Here is a 14,612-nt window from a genome sequence, read left to right as displayed (position 1 = left end):
GGGCGGCGGGACCGTACGAGTCCGTACGTGTCCCGCCGCCCCGCTCGGCCGGGTACTGATACCCCAATTTCCTTGCGACCGCTGCATATCCGACGTTTCCCAGCGGTAGGAAGCACCTTGGTGGCAGTCTGCTCACCAGCAGATACGCAAAGTAGAGGCATGCGGCCGGAGGTGCACGTCCCGTGGCGTCCAATGTCAATCCCACTGTCAGGCGGCGCCGGTTGGGCCAGGAGCTGCGCAGACTTCGCGAACTCAAGGGCATGACGGCCGAAGAGGTGGCCGAGAGACTGCTGGTGTCACAGTCGAAGATCAGCCGCCTGGAGAACGGCCGGCGCAGCATCAGCCAGCGCGATGTGCGCGATCTGTGCGGGGTCTACGAGGTGGAGGACCACCGGGTCGTCGAGTCGCTGATGCAGATGGCCAAGGACTCGCGTCAGCAGGGCTGGTGGCACTCCTTCGGCGACATTCCCTACAGCGTCTACATCGGCCTGGAGACGGACGCGGCGAGCCTGAGGATCTACGACCCGCAGGTCGTCCCCGGTCTGCTGCAGACCCGCCAGTACGCGGAGGCGCTGATCACCGGTGCCCTGCCGGAGACCGCGCCCGCCGACATCGAGAAGCGCGTCCAGGTCCGGATGCGCCGGCAGGAACGAATCTCCGCCGCCGAGAACCCGTTGCGCCTGTGGACGGTCCTGGACGAGGCCGCGTTGCGCCGGGCGGTCGGCAACCGGTCCCTGATGCGGGAGCAGTTGGAGCACCTGGTCGAGCAGTCCCGGCTGCCGCACGTGACCGTGCAGGTCATCCCCTTCGAGATGGGCGCCCACCCGGGTCTCAACGGCCAGTACGCCATCCTGGAGTTCCCGGACGCGGCGGATTCCAGTGTCGTCTACATCGAGGGCGTCACCAGCGACCTGTACCTGGAGAAGGCGAACGACGTGCAGAAGTACAGCGTGATGTACGAGCACTTGCGGGCGCAGGCGCTGAACGTGGAGCAGTCGCGGCAGTTCATCGCCAAAATCGCGAAGGACTACGAGAACTGAACACCCCCGACGGAAAACTGCCGCAGTTTACAGTTCACCGAACCAAGGCGGAAGTCCCGCCGGAATATGCCATCCGTAAGGGTGAACAGCCGCGTCGAATGCCGAGAGTGGCGAGTAGCGTCGATCACGCCATCGAGCAAGAACGTTGGCGCAAACCACTCCACTGGCAATCCGGAGCAGAAATGGCAATTCGTCAGGGCGCCGTCCAGACGTGGACCAAGTCCTCGTACTCCACGGGCAACGGCGCATGCGTCGAGGTCAAGTCACCGGTGGCCGCGGCCATGGCGGTCCGGGACTCCAAGGTCCCCGAGGGCCCGGTGCTGGGCTTCCCCGCCGACGCGTGGAACACCTTCGTGGCGTCGGTCAAGGCCTAGAGGCCGGCAGAGGCCGCCAGAGGCCGGCGACCGGAACAAGCACCAGTCGAAGAGTCCTCCCGACCAGCCCGCCGTCCTTGCCGAGGGGGCTCCGCCGGTGCCCGGGCGCCCAGGCACCCAACTGCGGGGAACCTGGCCGGCTAGGCCCCGCGCGGGTAGCGCGCCAGCCACCCCGGAGACGATCCGGTGGGCCCGTGCAGTGCGGGGCCCTGGGTCATCTCCATCGCGAAGTCGTCCGCCAGGACCAGCAGAGTGGGACGGCCCTCCAGCTCGGCCAGCCAGGCCGGCGGGAGGGCCGTCTCGCCGTACAGGGCCCCGAGCAGCCCGCCGGTGAGGGCACCGGCAGCGCCCGAGGGCCCGCTCTGGTTCACGGCCAGGCACAGCCCGTGCCGTACGTCCTCGCCGACGAGCGCGCAGTACACGGACACGGCGAGCACCCCCTCCGCCGTCCCCTCCCCGACCAGTTCCTCCACCAGCGCCGGACCGGGCATGCCCTGCCGCACCGCGCCGAGCGCGTGGCGCAGGGCGTCGGACACGGGCTGGTGCCCGGGCCGCGCGGCGAGCAGCGCCAGCGCCTTCTGCACGGCCCCGTCGAGCCCGTCGCCGAGGGCGAGGGCGTGCACGATCACGGCGTACGCGCCGGCGGCGAGACCGGCGGTGGGATGCCCGTGGGTCTGCGCCGCGCACTCGACGGCGAGCTGTACGACGAGCTGCGGCTCCCACCCGACGAGAAGCCCGAAGGGAACCGACCGGACGGCCGCCTCGGGACCGGCCTCGGCGGGATTCTTCGGTGCGTCGAGGGTGCCCATGGTGTCGTCCCCGAACCCGACGAGGAGCGCGCGGGCAGGGGCCCGGCGGGCGTACAGCCACTCCTCCCGCGCCAGCCACCCGTCGTCCTTGCGCCGCTCGTCGGGCCCCCAGTCCCGCTGGGTGGCGGCCCACCGCAGGTACGCCCGGTGCAGATCGGTGGGCGGATGCCAGGCCCCGGTGTCGCGCCGCACCTGCGCCCGGATCAGTCCGTCGACGGAGAAGAGCGTGAGCTGCGTGAAGTGGGTGACGGCCCCGCGCCGCCCGTAGGCGGGCGCGAGATCCACGATCCCCTCGCCCCCGTGGGCCTCCCGTATCCCCCCGAGGTCGAGCCCGTCCACCGGCGACCCGAGCGCGTCCCCCACGGCCACCCCGAGCAACGTCCCCCGCACCCGGCTGCGGAAGTCCTGCTGCTCGGCACGCCCCCAGACGGCACCGGACGTCGTACCCACCCAGACCTCCCCGCGGCACCGTCCGTACGTACGACAGCTCGCCACTGTAATCGAACGGGAACGGCCTGTTCAGGGAGCGGCCGCAAGGGGGAGGCCGGTGACGCTACTCGACGACCACGACCCGCGTCCCCTTCGCGCCGAACGTCCACAGGGCGGCCCCGTCGTCCTTGCCCATGCGGACGCCGCCCGTCCTGGTGCCGGAGGCGGCGGGTGGGGGCGAGGAGCCGTCGACGGCGTTGCTGAAGGCGATGAAGACGCCCGACTTGCCCGCGAAGTACATGATGTGCTCGATCTGCACGCCGTCCGAGCCGGTCGTCGCGGGGACGCGCTGGGAGATCGTGTAGGAGTCGGGGTCCGGGCTCACCGTGCCCGGCCACACCGGGAAGGTGCGGGTGGGCTTGTCGCCCGCGTCGACCAGCCACACCCGCTTCTGGGCGAGGGCGTAGACGATCCGGCGACCCGTCCCCGAGTCGGCCGGGACCGCCGGCGGGGCCGGGGGCTTCGGGGTGGCGGAGGGCTGGGCGCTCGCCGAGGGCGCGGGCCGGGGACGGGCGGCCGAGGCCGTGGGGTGCGGGCCCTGGTCGGCCTGTACGGCGAGCACGACGACCGCCGCGACCGCGCCTGCGGTCAGTCCGCTGACCCAGGCCCACGAGGGTATTCGGGCAGGCATGGGCACGCATCTCCTCGACTGCTACTCGGCCCCTCGGGCGGGGGTTGGATCATCGTACTGCGGGCGGTGTGGGCGACCGCTCGCACGGTTCGATCCGGTACCGGCTCAGTCCAGTACCGGCAGCAGCTCCGGCAGGTGGCCGTCCGAGGCCGCCGCCGCCCGCTGCCGCTCCTCCGGGACCTCGCCGTAGACCGTGGTGCGGGGTTTGGCCGGGCGGCCGGCCGCCTCCGCCACCGCGATCAGCTCCTTGACCGACTTGTACGAGCCGTAGGAGGAGCCCGCCATGCGGGAGATCGTCTCCTCCATGAGCGTGCCGCCGACGTCGTTCGCGCCGGAGCGGAGCATCTCGGCGGCACCCTCCGCACCCAGCTTGACCCAGCTGGTCTGGATGTTGGGGATGTGCGGGTGGAGGAGGAGGCGGGCCATCGCCGTGACCGCCCTGTTGTCCCTCGTCGTGGGGCCGGGGCGGGCGATGCCCGCCAGGTAGACGGGGGCGTTGGTGTGGATGAAGGGGAGAGTGACGAACTCCGTGAACCCGCCCGTCTGCTGCTGGATGCGGGCGAGGGTGCGCAGGTGGCCGAGCCAGTGGCGGGGCTGGTCGACGTGGCCGTACATCATCGTCGAGCTCGACCGGATGCCCAGCTCGTGCGCGGTGGTCACCACCTCGATCCAGGTCGCCGCGGGCAGCTTGCCCTTGGTCAGGATCCAGCGGACCTCGTCGTCGAGGATCTCGGCGGCCGTACCGGGGATGGAGTCCAGGCCGGCTTCCTTCGCGGCCGTCAGCCACTCGCGGACGGACATGCCGGTGCGGGTCGCTCCGTTGACCACCTCCATGGGCGAGAAGGCGTGCACATGCATCCCCGGGACCCGTTCCTTCACCGCCCTGGCGATGTCGAAGTACGCCGTGCCGGGCAGGTCCGGGTGGATGCCGCCCTGCATGCAGACCTCCACCGCGCCCACGTCCCAGGCCTGTTGGGCTCGGTCGGCCACCTGCGTCAGGGACAGCGTGTAGGCGTCGGCGTCCGTGCGGCGCTGGGCGAAGGCGCAGAAACGGCAGCCGGTGTAGCAGACGTTGGTGAAGTTGATGTTCCGGGTGACGATGTAGGTGACGTCGTCGCCGACGGCCGACCTGCGGACGTCGTCCGCGACGTGGCACAGCGCGTCCAGGGCCGGGCCGTCGGCGTGCAGCAGCGCCAGGGCCTCGGCGTCGGTCAGCTTCGTCGGGTCGTCGGCGGCCGTGCGCAGGGCGGCTCGTACGTCGGTGTCGATGCGCTCGGGGGTCATGCCGGGGGCGGCCGCCTCGCGCAGGGCGCCCCAGTCGCCGTAGACCTCGTCGAAGTCGTCGCGGCGGTCGGCGGTGCGGCCCCGGGTGTCGATGGTGCGGTGCAGGTCGGTGCGGCCGGTGGCGGTGAAGGCCTCGTCCGGCTCCTGCCAGGGCCGGCCCTGGACGGTCGCGTCCGCGCGGGCGAGGCCCGTGGCGGGGTCGGCCAGTGCGCGCACGTGCGGGAGCAGGCGGGGGTCCAGCCAGGGCTCGCCGCGCGTGACGAACTCCGGGTAGACACAGAGCCGTTCGCGCAGTTCGAAGCCCGCCGCCGCCGACTTCTCGGCGAGCCGGCCGATCTGCGGCCAGGGGCGCTCGGGGTTGACGTGGTCGATGGTGAGCGGGGAGATGCCGCCCCAGTCGTCGATGCCGGCGCCGATGAGCCGTTCGTACTCGGAGTCGACGAGGTTCGGCGGGGCCTGCAGGCAGGCGCTCGGTCCCATGATGTGCCGGGCGACGGCCACCGTGGCGACGAGTTCGTCCAGTTCGGCGTCCGGCATGCCGCGCATGGCCGTGTCCGGCTTGGCCCGGAAGTTCTGGATGATCAGCTCCTGGATGCCGTGGTAGGCGCGGGAGACCTTCCGCAGCGCGAAGAGCGACTCCGCGCGCTCCTCGTACGTCTCGCCGATGCCGATCAGGATGCCGGACGTGAAGGGCACGGAGGACCGGCCGGCGTCCTGGAGCACCCGCAGCCGTACGGCGGGTTCCTTGTCCGGGGAGCCGTGGTGCGGGCCGCCCGGCTCGGACCACAGCCGCGTCGCCGTGGTCTCCAGCATCATGCCCATCGACGGGGCGACGGGCTTGAGGCGCTGGAAGTCGGTCCAGGTGAGGACGCCCGGGTTGAGGTGGGGCAGCAGGCCGGTCTCCTCCAGGATGCGGATGGAGACGGCGCGGACGTAGGCGATCGTGTCGTCGTAGCCGTGCGCGTCCAGCCATTCGCGCGCTTCCGGCCAGCGGTCCTCCGGCTTGTCGCCGAGGGTGATCAGGGCTTCCTTGCAGCCGAGCGCGGCACCCTTGCGGGCGATGTCCAGCACCTCGTCCGGCGACATGAACATCCCGTGCCCGGCGCGGCGCAGCTTGCCGGGCACGGTGACGAACGTGCAGTAGTGGCACTTGTCCCGGCACAGCCGGGTCAGCGGGACGAACACGCTCTTGGAGTAGGTGATGACACCGGGCCGCCCGGCGGCCTCCAGCCCCGCGTCCCGCACCCGTGCGGCGGAGGCCGTGAGGTCGCCCAGGTGCTCGCCACGGGCCTGCAGCAGCACCGCCGCCTCGGCGACATCGAGGGCGACGCCGTCCCGGGCACGTTTGAGGGCGCGACGCATGGAGTTCTCGGTGGGGCCGGTTCCGGAGGCCGCGGAAGTCGTCATTCTTCGAGCATACGGGCGTCGTGATCAGGGCAAACCGACGTTCCCGGTCTCCGGGCACGACAGGTGCCGTCACGGCGCCTACGTTGGGAGGCGTGACCTTCGCGAGCGGCGCCGGGGCCACGGACGGCGACCAGGAGACCCGTACGATCCGCGGCGCCCTGCCGGCCGGCTCACCGGACTACGTGTACGTCCCCGTCGAAGTCCCCTCCGGGGTACGGGAGATCAGGGTCTCGTACACCTACGACAGACCGTCCGTCCCGGCCGGCACTCCCGGCAACGCGCTCGACATCGGCGTCTTCGACGAGCGCGGCACCGATCCGGACGGCCGGGGCTTCCGCGGCTGGTCGGGCGGGGCGCGGCCGGAGTTCTTCCTCCGTGCGGACGGTGCCACGCCGGGGTACGTTCCGGGGCCGGTCGGCCCGGGGACCTGGTACGTCGCGCTCGGCCCGTACACGGTGGCCCCGCAGGGCCTGTCGTACGAGCTCACGGTCACGCTGACGTACGGGGCGCCGGGGACGGCCGTACCGCCGGTGTACCCGCCGCAGCGGGCCGAGGGGCGCGGCCGGGACTGGTACCGGGGCGACTGCCACATCCACTCCTGGCACTCCGACGGCCGCCGCACCCCCGCCGGGGTCGCGGCGGGGGCCAGGGCGGCCGGGCTGGACTTCATCAACAGCTCCGAGCACAACACCCACGCCTCGCACCCGCACTGGGCGGACCTCGCCGGGGACGACCTGCTGATCATGCTGGGCGAGGAGGTCACGACCAGGAACGGCCATGTCCTGGCCCTGGGGACCGAGCCCGGCACCTTCGTCGACTGGCGCTACCGGGCGCGCGACAACCGCTGGGCCGGGGTCGCCCGGGACATCCGCCGGGCCGGCGGGCTGGTCGTACCGGCCCATCCGCACGCCACCTGCGTCGGCTGCGGCTGGAAGTTCGGCTTCGGCGAGGCGGACGCGGTGGAGGTGTGGAACGGTCCCTTCACCCCGGACGACGAGGTGGCGCTGGCCCAGTGGGACAACACGCTGGTGGCCTCGGTGCGGGAAGGCCGCGGCAGGTGGCTGCCGGCGATGGGCAACAGCGACGCCCACCGGCCGCCGGACGCGGTGGGCATGCCCCAGACGGTCGTCCTGGCCGACGACCTGACCCGCGAGGCCGTCCTGGCGGGCATCCGCGCGGGCCGCTCCTACGTGGCCGAGTCGCGGAAGGTGTCGCTGCGGTTCACCGCGACCGGCGACGGGGGCGAGGACGAGGACGAGCGGACGGGCATCGGCGAGCGGCTGCACGTGGACCGGGACACCCCCGTGACCGTCCGCCTGGAGGCCTCCGGCGTCCCCCGCTGCACGGTCCGCTTCGTGACCGACCAGGGCGTACTGCTGACCAGTGCTCCCCTGCCGGTCTCCGGCTCGGGGATCGTGGAGTGGCGTACGACACCGGCCCACGCGGCCTACGTACGGGCCGAGGTGCGCCACGAGACGGCGGTGGGGCCGCTGCCGGGGGTGATGGCGGCGCTCACGAACCCGATCTTCCTGGGGAACGAGTGACATGCTTGCCGGTATGTCCCGCTACGCCGACCTCAAGCACCGGGCCGTCACAACGTTCCAGCGGCACGTCGCCAACCCCGTCCTGCGCCGTCTGCCGCTCCAGACGGTCCTGGAGACCACGGGCCGCACCTCCGGCCTGCCCCGCCGTACCCCGGTGGGCGGTCGCCGCGTCGGTGACTCCTTCTGGCTGGTCTCGGAGTTCGGCGAACGTTCCCAGTACGTCCGCAACATCCGTGCCGACCCCCGGGTCCGGGTACGCATCCGCGGCCGTTGGTACGAAGGGACCGCGCATCTCCTTCCCGGCGACGACCCCGTCGCCCGCCTGCGCGGCCTGCCCCGGCTGAACAGTGCCGCGGTACGGGCGCTGGGGACGGATCTGCTGACGGTACGGGTGGCCCTGAAGCGACGCTGAGGCAGACCCTCCCGGTGGGCGCGCAGGGACTCGGCGATCGCCTCGGGTATCGCCTCGGGTGCCCCGCCGTGCCCGCAGAGAGCGTGCGGAGAGGATGTGCGGACCTTGTGACGCGGACCGCGGCGGCCTGTGATCGCCGCCTCCGGGAGCTGACGCATCTGCCATGAACAAGGCAAACTGGCCTCTCGGTTGAGAACGGTTCGGCAGGGGCCAGGGGGCAGCGATGGACGGTGTACCGCGAGTACCGGAGCAGGGGGGTCCCGAGCAGTCGGCGACGCTGCGCTTCGGCCTACTCGGACCGGTGCGCGCCTGGCGCGGACAGGAGCCGCTGGCCACCGGATCCCCGCAGCAACGCGCCCTGCTGGCCGCGCTGTTGCTGCGCGAGGGCCGTACCGCGACCGCGGCCGAGCTGATCGACGCCCTGTGGGGCGAGGAGCCGCCGTCGCAGGCGCTGGCGGCGGTACGGACGTACGCCTCCCGGCTGCGGAAGGTCCTGGGCGCCGGTGTGCTGGTCAGCGAGTCCGGCGGATACGCCGTGCGGGGGCTGAGCGAGGGCGCGCTGGACCTGACGGCGGCGCAGGAGTGGGCGGCCCGGGCCGAGAAGGCCCGGTCGGCCGGGGACCTGTGCCGGGCGCGGGAGGTGCTGGGGCGGGCGCTCGCCCTGTGGGACGGGGAGGCGCTGGCCGGGGTGCCGGGCCCGTATGCGGAGGCGCAGCGCGTCCGCCTGGAGGAGTGGCGGCTCCAACTCCTCGAATCCCGGCTGGACATGGACCTCGAACAGGGCTGCCACGCGGAGGCCGTCTCGGAGCTGACGGCGCTGACGGCGGCGCACCCGCTGCGCGAACGCCTGCGCGAGCTGCTGATGCTGGCGCTGTACCGCAGCGGCCGGCAGGCCGAGGCGCTGGCGGTGTACGCCGACACCAGACGCCTGCTGGCGGACGAGCTGGGCGTGGATCCCCGCCCCGAGCTGCGCGAACTGCAACAGCGCATCCTCCAGGCCGACCCGGCCCTCGCCGAACCGTCCTCCCCGGTGACCGAACCGGCGGCGGCGCCCGTCCGCCCTGCTCAACTTCCGGCCACAGTCCCCGACTTCACGGGCCGCACCTCCTTCGTGGCCGAGCTGAGCGAGGTGCTGGCCTCCGCCGAGGGCCGGGTGATGGCCGTGTCGGCGCTGGCCGGGATCGGCGGCGTGGGCAAGACGACGCTCGCCGTCCACGTGGCCCACCAGGCGCGGGCCGCCTTCCCGGACGGCCAGCTGTACGTCGACCTGCAGGGCGCCGGACCGAGGGCGGCCGAACCGGAGACGGTGCTGGGGTCGTTCCTGCGCGCGCTGGGCACGCCGGACGCGGCCGTCCCCGACTCGCTGGAGGAGCGGGCGGCGCTGTACCGCTCGGTCCTGGACGGCCGCCGGGTCCTGGTCCTGCTGGACAACGCGCGGGACGCGGCCCAGGTGAGGCCGTTGCTTCCGGGCACGGAGGGCTGCGCGGCGCTGGTGACGTCCCGGGTGCGGATGGTGGACCTGGCGGGGGCGCACCTGGTGGACCTGGACGTGATGAGCCCGGAGGAGGCCCTGCAGCTCTTCACGAGGATCGTGGGCGAGGAACGGGTGGCAAGCGAGCGCGAGGCGGCGCTCGACGTGGTCGCCGCCTGCGGCTTCCTCCCCCTGGCCATCCGCATCGCGGCGTCCCGGCTGGCCGCCCGCCGCACCTGGACGGTCTCGGTCCTGGCGGCGAAACTCGCCGACGAGCGGCGGCGCCTGGACGAACTCCAGGCGGGCGACCTGGCGGTCAAGGCCACCTTCGAACTGGGCTACGGCCAGCTGGAGCCGGCCCAGGCCCGCGCCTTCCGCCTGCTGGGCCTGGCCGATGGCCCGGACATCTCCCTGGCCGCCGCGGCGGCGGTCCTCGACTTCCCGGTGGAGGACACGGAGGACCTCCTGGAGTCCCTGGTCGACACGTCTCTGCTCGAATCCGCGGCTCCCGGCCGCTACCGCTTCCACGACCTGGTCCGCCTCTACGCCCGCGCGTGCGCGGAACGGGACGAACACCCGCCGAGCGAGCGGGAGGCGGCGATGTCGCGGCTGCTGGACTTCTATCTGGCGACCGTCGCCGGCGTCTACCTGATCGAACGTCCCGGAGACCGCCTGGTGGACCACCTGGAGCGCGCGGAGTACGCGGGGCTCACCTTCTCGGACCGGCACGCGGCACAGGACTGGCTGTACTCCGAGGCCGTCTCCTTGCTGGCGTGTGTACGCCAGTCCGCCCAGCAGCCGGGGATGCTGCGACGTGCCGTGGACGTCCTGTGGGCGGCGGTCGACCTGGCGGAGTCCGGCGCCAACTCCAAGGAGTACGAGGCAGTCGCCGAATTGCTGCACGACGCTGCGCAGAAAGCCGGGGACGTCCGGACGGCTACGCGGGCGCTGACGACCCTGGCCTTCGTGCACCACATCTCCGGCAGCAGGTTCGACGTCGCTCTCCAGGAGGCGGAGAGGGCGACCGAGTTGGCACGCAAGGCCGACGACCCGCTCACTGCCTGCTGGTCGTCCAACATCAGCGGTGTGGTCGCGCTGTACCAGAGTCGGCACGAGGAGGGCGAGGAACACTTCACCCACGCCATCGAGAGCTTCCGGGCCCTCGGTGACCGCCCCGGTGAGGCGAGCGCCCTGTGCAACCTGTCCCGCATCCACCTGGCAACAGGGCGTACGGAGAGCGCGGTGACGCTGGCCCGGCAGGGTACGGCGATGTACGACGACATGGGGCATGCCCTGAAGGGGGCCAACGGCCGGTACGCGCTGGGCCTCGCCCTCACCCAGAGCGGAAGGCTGCCGGAAGCCACCGAGTGCCTGGACCAGGCTCTTCAGGTGTTCCGGGACAGCCGTCAGCGCCTGTGGGAGGGCATGACCCTGTTCCGGCTGGCCGAGCTCGACCTTGCTGCCCGTCGACCGGCCAGGGCTGCGGTGAACGCCGAGAGCGCACTGACGCTGTTGCGGGGCATCGGCGGTGAGTGGCGCCGCGGCAATGTTCTCACCGTGCTCGGCCGGGCTCTCCACGGCATCGGCCAGATCGACCGGGCCCAGGTGTGCTGGACCAAGGCACTCGAGATCTTCGAGTGCCTGTCGGCACCCGAAGCAGGGGAGGTCAGGCGGCTGTTGCAGCCGGCCGCCGTGGGCTGACAGCAGGGCACGGCCCCACCGGGCACGCGCGTTCATCGTTCGTTTATCGCCGTCCGGCACTCTCGACTGTGTCGAGCCGTCGTGTCGGGGGGCAGACGGAACGACGCCGGTGGGCCCCTCTAAGGTGAACCGGCCCAGCGAGGTCCGCCCGGCAGCCCACGGGGGAGTTGCCGGGCGGATCCCGCCCATCCATCGCACAACACTGCAGGGGAGCCAGCGAGATGAGCGACCAGAACACGACCGACAACGTGCACGCCACGGACGAGCCGGCCGGCGATGCCTCCACGAACAACGTGCACGCCACGAGCGAGCCGGTCACCATCAAGAACGTGCACGCCACCAGCGAACCGCTGAAGCCGACCGCCGACAACACCGGCACGGCCACGCCGGACAACGTCCACGCCACGGACGAGAAGGCCTGAACCGACCCATCTCCACACGGGATCGGCCGCGGCGGCACCGAGGGGGAGCCGCCGCGGCCGAAGTGTGTCAGGGACGGAGTTCCCGTCGGTCACCGCCGGAGTCCGTACCGCCGGCATCCAGCTCGCACCACACCGTCTTGCCCGCCTCCCCCTCCTGTTCCACACCCCACCGCAGCGCCACGGCGTCCAGGATGGACAGGCCCCGGCCGGACTCGTCGTCGTCGGTCGCGTGCACGAGGACGGGGAGTGCACGTGGATCGGGGTCAGTGACCTCGATCCGAATCCGGCCGCCCACCCGTGCGACGCGTACCCGTACCGGGGCGCCCTCCCCCACGTGCCGGATGACATTGCCGACCAGTTCCGTCACGCAGAGGCCGACATCGGGACACGGTCCCCCCAGGAACTCGCGTACGGCCCCGCGCAGCTTGGGCACGGCCTCGGGGACGGCGAGCAGTTCGAGTTGGAGACGCGGCAGAGCAGGCGCGTTCAATGCCCGGCCGCCTTCCGGACGACCTCCGCCAGTTTCCGCGCCGTGGCGGTGTTGCAGTTGCCGAGCGCGATCAGACCGGCCGGCGGCCGGTACGCCGCCGCGAAGCTCGGCAGGTCCACACGCAGCGAGGGCAGCGTGATCCCGTGCGCGGCGAGCGCGTCGCGCAGCTCCTCGACGCAGAGAGTCATGTCGTACGGCGTCGGACGGTCGGGGTCCTGGGTGTGGGCTTGGGCTTGGGCGTGGGCTTGGGCTTGGGCTTGGGCGTGGGGCGGCTGCATCGACGTACACCTTCCGTGCGCTCTGTGATGAATCAGTCACACAGTGACGTCGTTTTGCGTAACGTAGAAGGGCTTTCGGCTACGCAAGCGCAACTGGCAAACGGCGGTGATGTGTTGTGCCCCCACGCAAGGACCCCGACGCGTCGGCGAACGTCCCTTCCTTCTACGGCGCGGAGTTGCGCTACAAGCGGGAACTGGCGGGCCTCACCCTCGAACAACTGGCGGAGGGAAGCTTTCGCGGCGTCCCGTTCCTGAGCCAGATCGAGCGCGGCGAGCGGCGCATGCCGCTGGACCTGGCCCGGCACGTCGACAACGTGCTGAAGACGGACGGCTTTTTCAAGCGGCGTTGCGAAGACGCCCGCAAGGCACGGCAGTCCGGGCACGCCGAGTACTTCACGGACGTCGCGGAGATGGAGCAGCACGCGGAGACGATCGAGGACTGGGCGCCGATGATCGTGCCCGGCCTGCTCCAGACAGCGCCCTACACACGGGTGATCGTCCGTGCGGCCATGCCCCGGGCCTCGGACGAGGAGGTCGAGGAGAAGGTGTCCGCCCGGAGGGCGCGGGCGGCGCTCTTCGACGCGGAGAACCCGCCGAAGTTCTGGGCGATCCTGGACGAGTCGCTGATCCGCCGTCCTGTACTCCCCGGTGAGCAGATGGCGGAGCTGCTGGAGCACATCGCGCAGGTAGTCAGGACCACTCACTCCCTTCTGCAGATCGTTCCGCAAACCTCGGCTGTCCACCCATTCATGATGGGCACGACCAGGATCATGACCTTCGCCGACGCCCCTCCCGTGGTGTACACCGAGGCATTGCACAGCGGCCAACTCATCGACTATCCACCGCTCGTGAAGCAGTACCGGGAGTCGTACGATCTGCTCAGGGCCGCCGCACTGCCGCCTGAGGTGACCCTTGCGATGATCGAGGCTGCGGCAGAGGAGTATCGACATGGCAAGCCACGAAACTGACTTGAGCGCCGCCCACTGGCACAAGAGCAGCTACAGCAACGGCACCGGCGGCGAGTGTGTCGAGGTCGCCTCTGGCCTCCCCGGCGTCATCCCCGTCCGCGACTCGAAGAGCGCGGCATGCGGACCCGTACTCCTCTTCCGAACCCCCGCCTGGGACTCCTTCCTCACCTCCCTGAAGGGCTGACCGGGTCGCTCCTCGGGGAGAGCCGGGCCCGGTTGTCCACAGTTGTCCACAGGACACGTGAGGCCTCGCAGATTCCTGCGATCTTTGCGGTGTGGAACGGAAACCGTTACGGGAACTGCTCGACGGAGGCGTCCTGCTCACCTCGCGCGCCTTCGACGCGGGCTGGCCCCGGCGCACCCTGACGCGGGAGCTTCGGGAGCAGGGCTGGATCCGGCTGTACGCCGGTGCCTGGGCGGAGCCGGGGAGCACCCCGGAACTCGCCACGCGACTGCGGGCGGTGCAGCTCGTCAGGCCACAGCTCGTCGCCAGCCACCGCTCGGCGGCGGCGCTCTGGCGGATCGAGACGCTGGGCGGGGGTGCCGGGGCGTCCTTGGAATTCATCGACTCCGGGCGCACCGTGCGCAGCAGTGAGACGGGCGTACGGGTGCACCGCATGCACGTGGAACCGGCCGAGGTGGCCGAGGTCCGGCACGGCCTCCGGCTCACCGGCGTGCGCCGCACCCTCACCGATCTCCTCCGGACCGGCCCGAGGGACGACGCGATCGTCGCCGTGGACTCCGCACTCGGGTACCGGACGGTGGACGGCGTCCGTCGTCCACCACTCACCGACGTCACCGCGATCGCGGCCACGCTGGGAGCGAAAGCGGGCTCCCGGGGCACGGCTCGGGCGAACACCTGGCTGCGGCTGTGCGACCCGCACGCCGGTTCGCCGGCCGAGACGATCGCCCGACTGCGCCTGCACGACGCCGGCCTCCACCCCGAGTCACAGGCCGAACTCATCACCCCGGCCGGACGCCGAGTACGTCTCGACTTCCTCTTCCGTGCGGCGGGCCTGGCGGTCGAGATCGAGGGCTACGCCTACCACGGCACCCGCAACTCCCACCGTCAGGACGTCGCCCGCTACAACCAGATCCTCCAGTGCCCCGAGATCCGCAACCTCCTCCGCTTCACCGCCGAGGACATCTTCCACCGCCCGACCTACATGATCGAAGAGATCCGGGCGGCGCTGTCGAGGGGGCGGTGAGGGGGGTTGGGTCGGGGTGTGGGGGTGGGTTGGTGTGGCCGTGGGGTGGTGGCGTGGCCGTGGGGTGGTGGCGTGGCCGTGGGG

The 14,612-nt window shown here is 71.7% G+C and carries 14 protein-coding genes; 9 read left to right on the top strand and 5 right to left on the bottom strand.

The window, feature by feature from the left end:
* The first annotated feature begins 182 nt into the window (after positions 1–182).
* Positions 183–1,040: a helix-turn-helix domain-containing protein gene (locus DEP02_RS15100; RefSeq protein WP_112467841.1), complete on the top strand. Its 858-nt coding sequence runs from the start codon at positions 183–185 to the stop codon at positions 1,038–1,040.
* A gap of 182 nt (positions 1,041–1,222) precedes the next feature.
* Positions 1,223–1,414 carry a DUF397 domain-containing protein gene (locus DEP02_RS15095; RefSeq protein WP_112467840.1) on the top strand — a complete coding sequence of 64 codons (192 nt, stop codon included), beginning with the start codon at positions 1,223–1,225 and terminating at the stop codon, positions 1,412–1,414.
* Between the two features lie 140 nt (positions 1,415–1,554).
* Here DEP02_RS15095 and DEP02_RS15090 read toward each other — a convergent pair whose 3' ends face one another.
* From DEP02_RS15090 to DEP02_RS15080, 3 genes are all read right to left on the bottom strand, one after another.
* The gene (locus tag DEP02_RS15090) at positions 1,555–2,673 is read right to left on the bottom strand and encodes an ADP-ribosylglycohydrolase family protein (protein WP_112467839.1); all 1,119 of its coding nucleotides are present in this window, start codon (positions 2,671–2,673) and stop codon (positions 1,555–1,557) included.
* A 103-nt stretch (positions 2,674–2,776) separates the two neighbouring features.
* A complete protein-coding gene (locus DEP02_RS15085) occupies positions 2,777–3,343 on the bottom strand; it encodes a L,D-transpeptidase (RefSeq protein WP_112467838.1) in 567 nt (188 codons plus the stop codon).
* A 105-nt stretch (positions 3,344–3,448) separates the two neighbouring features.
* Positions 3,449–6,034, bottom strand: coding sequence for a bifunctional FO biosynthesis protein CofGH (locus DEP02_RS15080; protein ID WP_112467837.1), 2,586 nt, complete (start codon positions 6,032–6,034; stop codon positions 3,449–3,451).
* Between the two features lie 20 nt (positions 6,035–6,054).
* Here DEP02_RS15080 and DEP02_RS15075 point away from each other — a divergent pair, with 20 nt between their 5' ends.
* The 4 genes from DEP02_RS15075 to DEP02_RS15060 all read left to right on the top strand — a co-directional run bounded on the left by DEP02_RS15075 (position 6,055) and on the right by DEP02_RS15060 (position 11,584).
* A complete protein-coding gene (locus DEP02_RS15075; protein WP_112467836.1) occupies positions 6,055–7,578 on the top strand; it encodes a CehA/McbA family metallohydrolase in 1,524 nt (507 codons plus the stop codon).
* 13 nt (positions 7,579–7,591) lie between these two features.
* On the top strand, positions 7,592–7,990 hold the full coding sequence (locus tag DEP02_RS15070; protein ID WP_112467843.1) for a nitroreductase/quinone reductase family protein: 399 nt from the start codon (positions 7,592–7,594) through the stop codon (positions 7,988–7,990).
* Between the two features lie 223 nt (positions 7,991–8,213).
* Complete coding sequence (gene afsR / locus DEP02_RS15065) at positions 8,214–11,162, top strand: SARP-family global regulator AfsR (protein ID WP_112467835.1); 2,949 nt, start codon at positions 8,214–8,216, stop codon at positions 11,160–11,162.
* Positions 11,163–11,383: 221 nt separating this feature from the next.
* The gene (locus DEP02_RS15060; RefSeq protein ID WP_112467834.1) at positions 11,384–11,584 is read left to right on the top strand and encodes a hypothetical protein; all 201 of its coding nucleotides are present in this window, start codon (positions 11,384–11,386) and stop codon (positions 11,582–11,584) included.
* Between the two features lie 67 nt (positions 11,585–11,651).
* On the opposite strand, the gene DEP02_RS15055 is transcribed toward DEP02_RS15060, so the two are convergent.
* Both DEP02_RS15055 and DEP02_RS15050 read right to left on the bottom strand, forming a co-directional pair.
* Positions 11,652–12,074 carry an ATP-binding protein gene (locus DEP02_RS15055; RefSeq protein WP_232839125.1) on the bottom strand — a complete coding sequence of 141 codons (423 nt, stop codon included), beginning with the start codon at positions 12,072–12,074 and terminating at the stop codon, positions 11,652–11,654.
* Positions 12,071–12,262, bottom strand: coding sequence for a hypothetical protein (locus tag DEP02_RS15050; protein ID WP_112467833.1), 192 nt, complete (start codon positions 12,260–12,262; stop codon positions 12,071–12,073). Before DEP02_RS15050 ends, DEP02_RS15055 begins: the two co-directional genes overlap by 4 nt.
* Positions 12,263–12,468: 206 nt before the next feature.
* Between DEP02_RS15050 and DEP02_RS15045 the strand changes: the two genes are divergently transcribed.
* The 3 genes from DEP02_RS15045 to DEP02_RS15035 all read left to right on the top strand — a co-directional run bounded on the left by DEP02_RS15045 (position 12,469) and on the right by DEP02_RS15035 (position 14,528).
* Complete coding sequence (locus DEP02_RS15045) at positions 12,469–13,320, top strand: helix-turn-helix domain-containing protein (RefSeq protein WP_112467832.1); 852 nt, start codon at positions 12,469–12,471, stop codon at positions 13,318–13,320.
* Positions 13,301–13,504, top strand: a complete 204-nt coding sequence (locus tag DEP02_RS15040; RefSeq protein ID WP_112467831.1) for a DUF397 domain-containing protein — start codon at positions 13,301–13,303, stop codon at positions 13,502–13,504. Before DEP02_RS15045 ends, DEP02_RS15040 begins: the two co-directional genes overlap by 20 nt.
* Before the next feature lie 91 nt (positions 13,505–13,595).
* Positions 13,596–14,528 (top strand): endonuclease domain-containing protein, encoded by a 933-nt coding sequence (locus DEP02_RS15035; protein ID WP_112467830.1) that lies wholly within the window; start codon positions 13,596–13,598, stop codon positions 14,526–14,528.
* Positions 14,529–14,612 lie beyond the last annotated feature (84 nt).

Origin of the sequence: Streptomyces triticisoli, assembly GCF_003270085.1 — a bacterium.
GTDB lineage: Bacteria > Actinomycetota > Actinomycetes > Streptomycetales > Streptomycetaceae > Streptomyces > Streptomyces triticisoli.
This window is presented reverse-complemented; position numbering and strand designations above follow the sequence as displayed.

Coding starts and splice junctions, on each gene's coding strand:
- DEP02_RS15050 (WP_112467833.1), bottom strand. CDS start 12,262: ATGACTCTCTGCGTCGAGGAGCTGCGCGACGCGCTCGCCGCGCACGGG.
- DEP02_RS15095 (WP_112467840.1), top strand. CDS start 1,223: ATGGCAATTCGTCAGGGCGCCGTCCAGACGTGGACCAAGTCCTCGTAC.
- DEP02_RS15070 (WP_112467843.1), top strand. CDS start 7,592: ATGTCCCGCTACGCCGACCTCAAGCACCGGGCCGTCACAACGTTCCAG.
- DEP02_RS15060 (WP_112467834.1), top strand. CDS start 11,384: ATGAGCGACCAGAACACGACCGACAACGTGCACGCCACGGACGAGCCG.
- DEP02_RS15040 (WP_112467831.1), top strand. CDS start 13,301: ATGGCAAGCCACGAAACTGACTTGAGCGCCGCCCACTGGCACAAGAGC.
- afsR (WP_112467835.1), top strand. CDS start 8,214: ATGGACGGTGTACCGCGAGTACCGGAGCAGGGGGGTCCCGAGCAGTCG.
- DEP02_RS15080 (WP_112467837.1), bottom strand. CDS start 6,034: ATGACGACTTCCGCGGCCTCCGGAACCGGCCCCACCGAGAACTCCATG.
- DEP02_RS15085 (WP_112467838.1), bottom strand. CDS start 3,343: ATGCCTGCCCGAATACCCTCGTGGGCCTGGGTCAGCGGACTGACCGCA.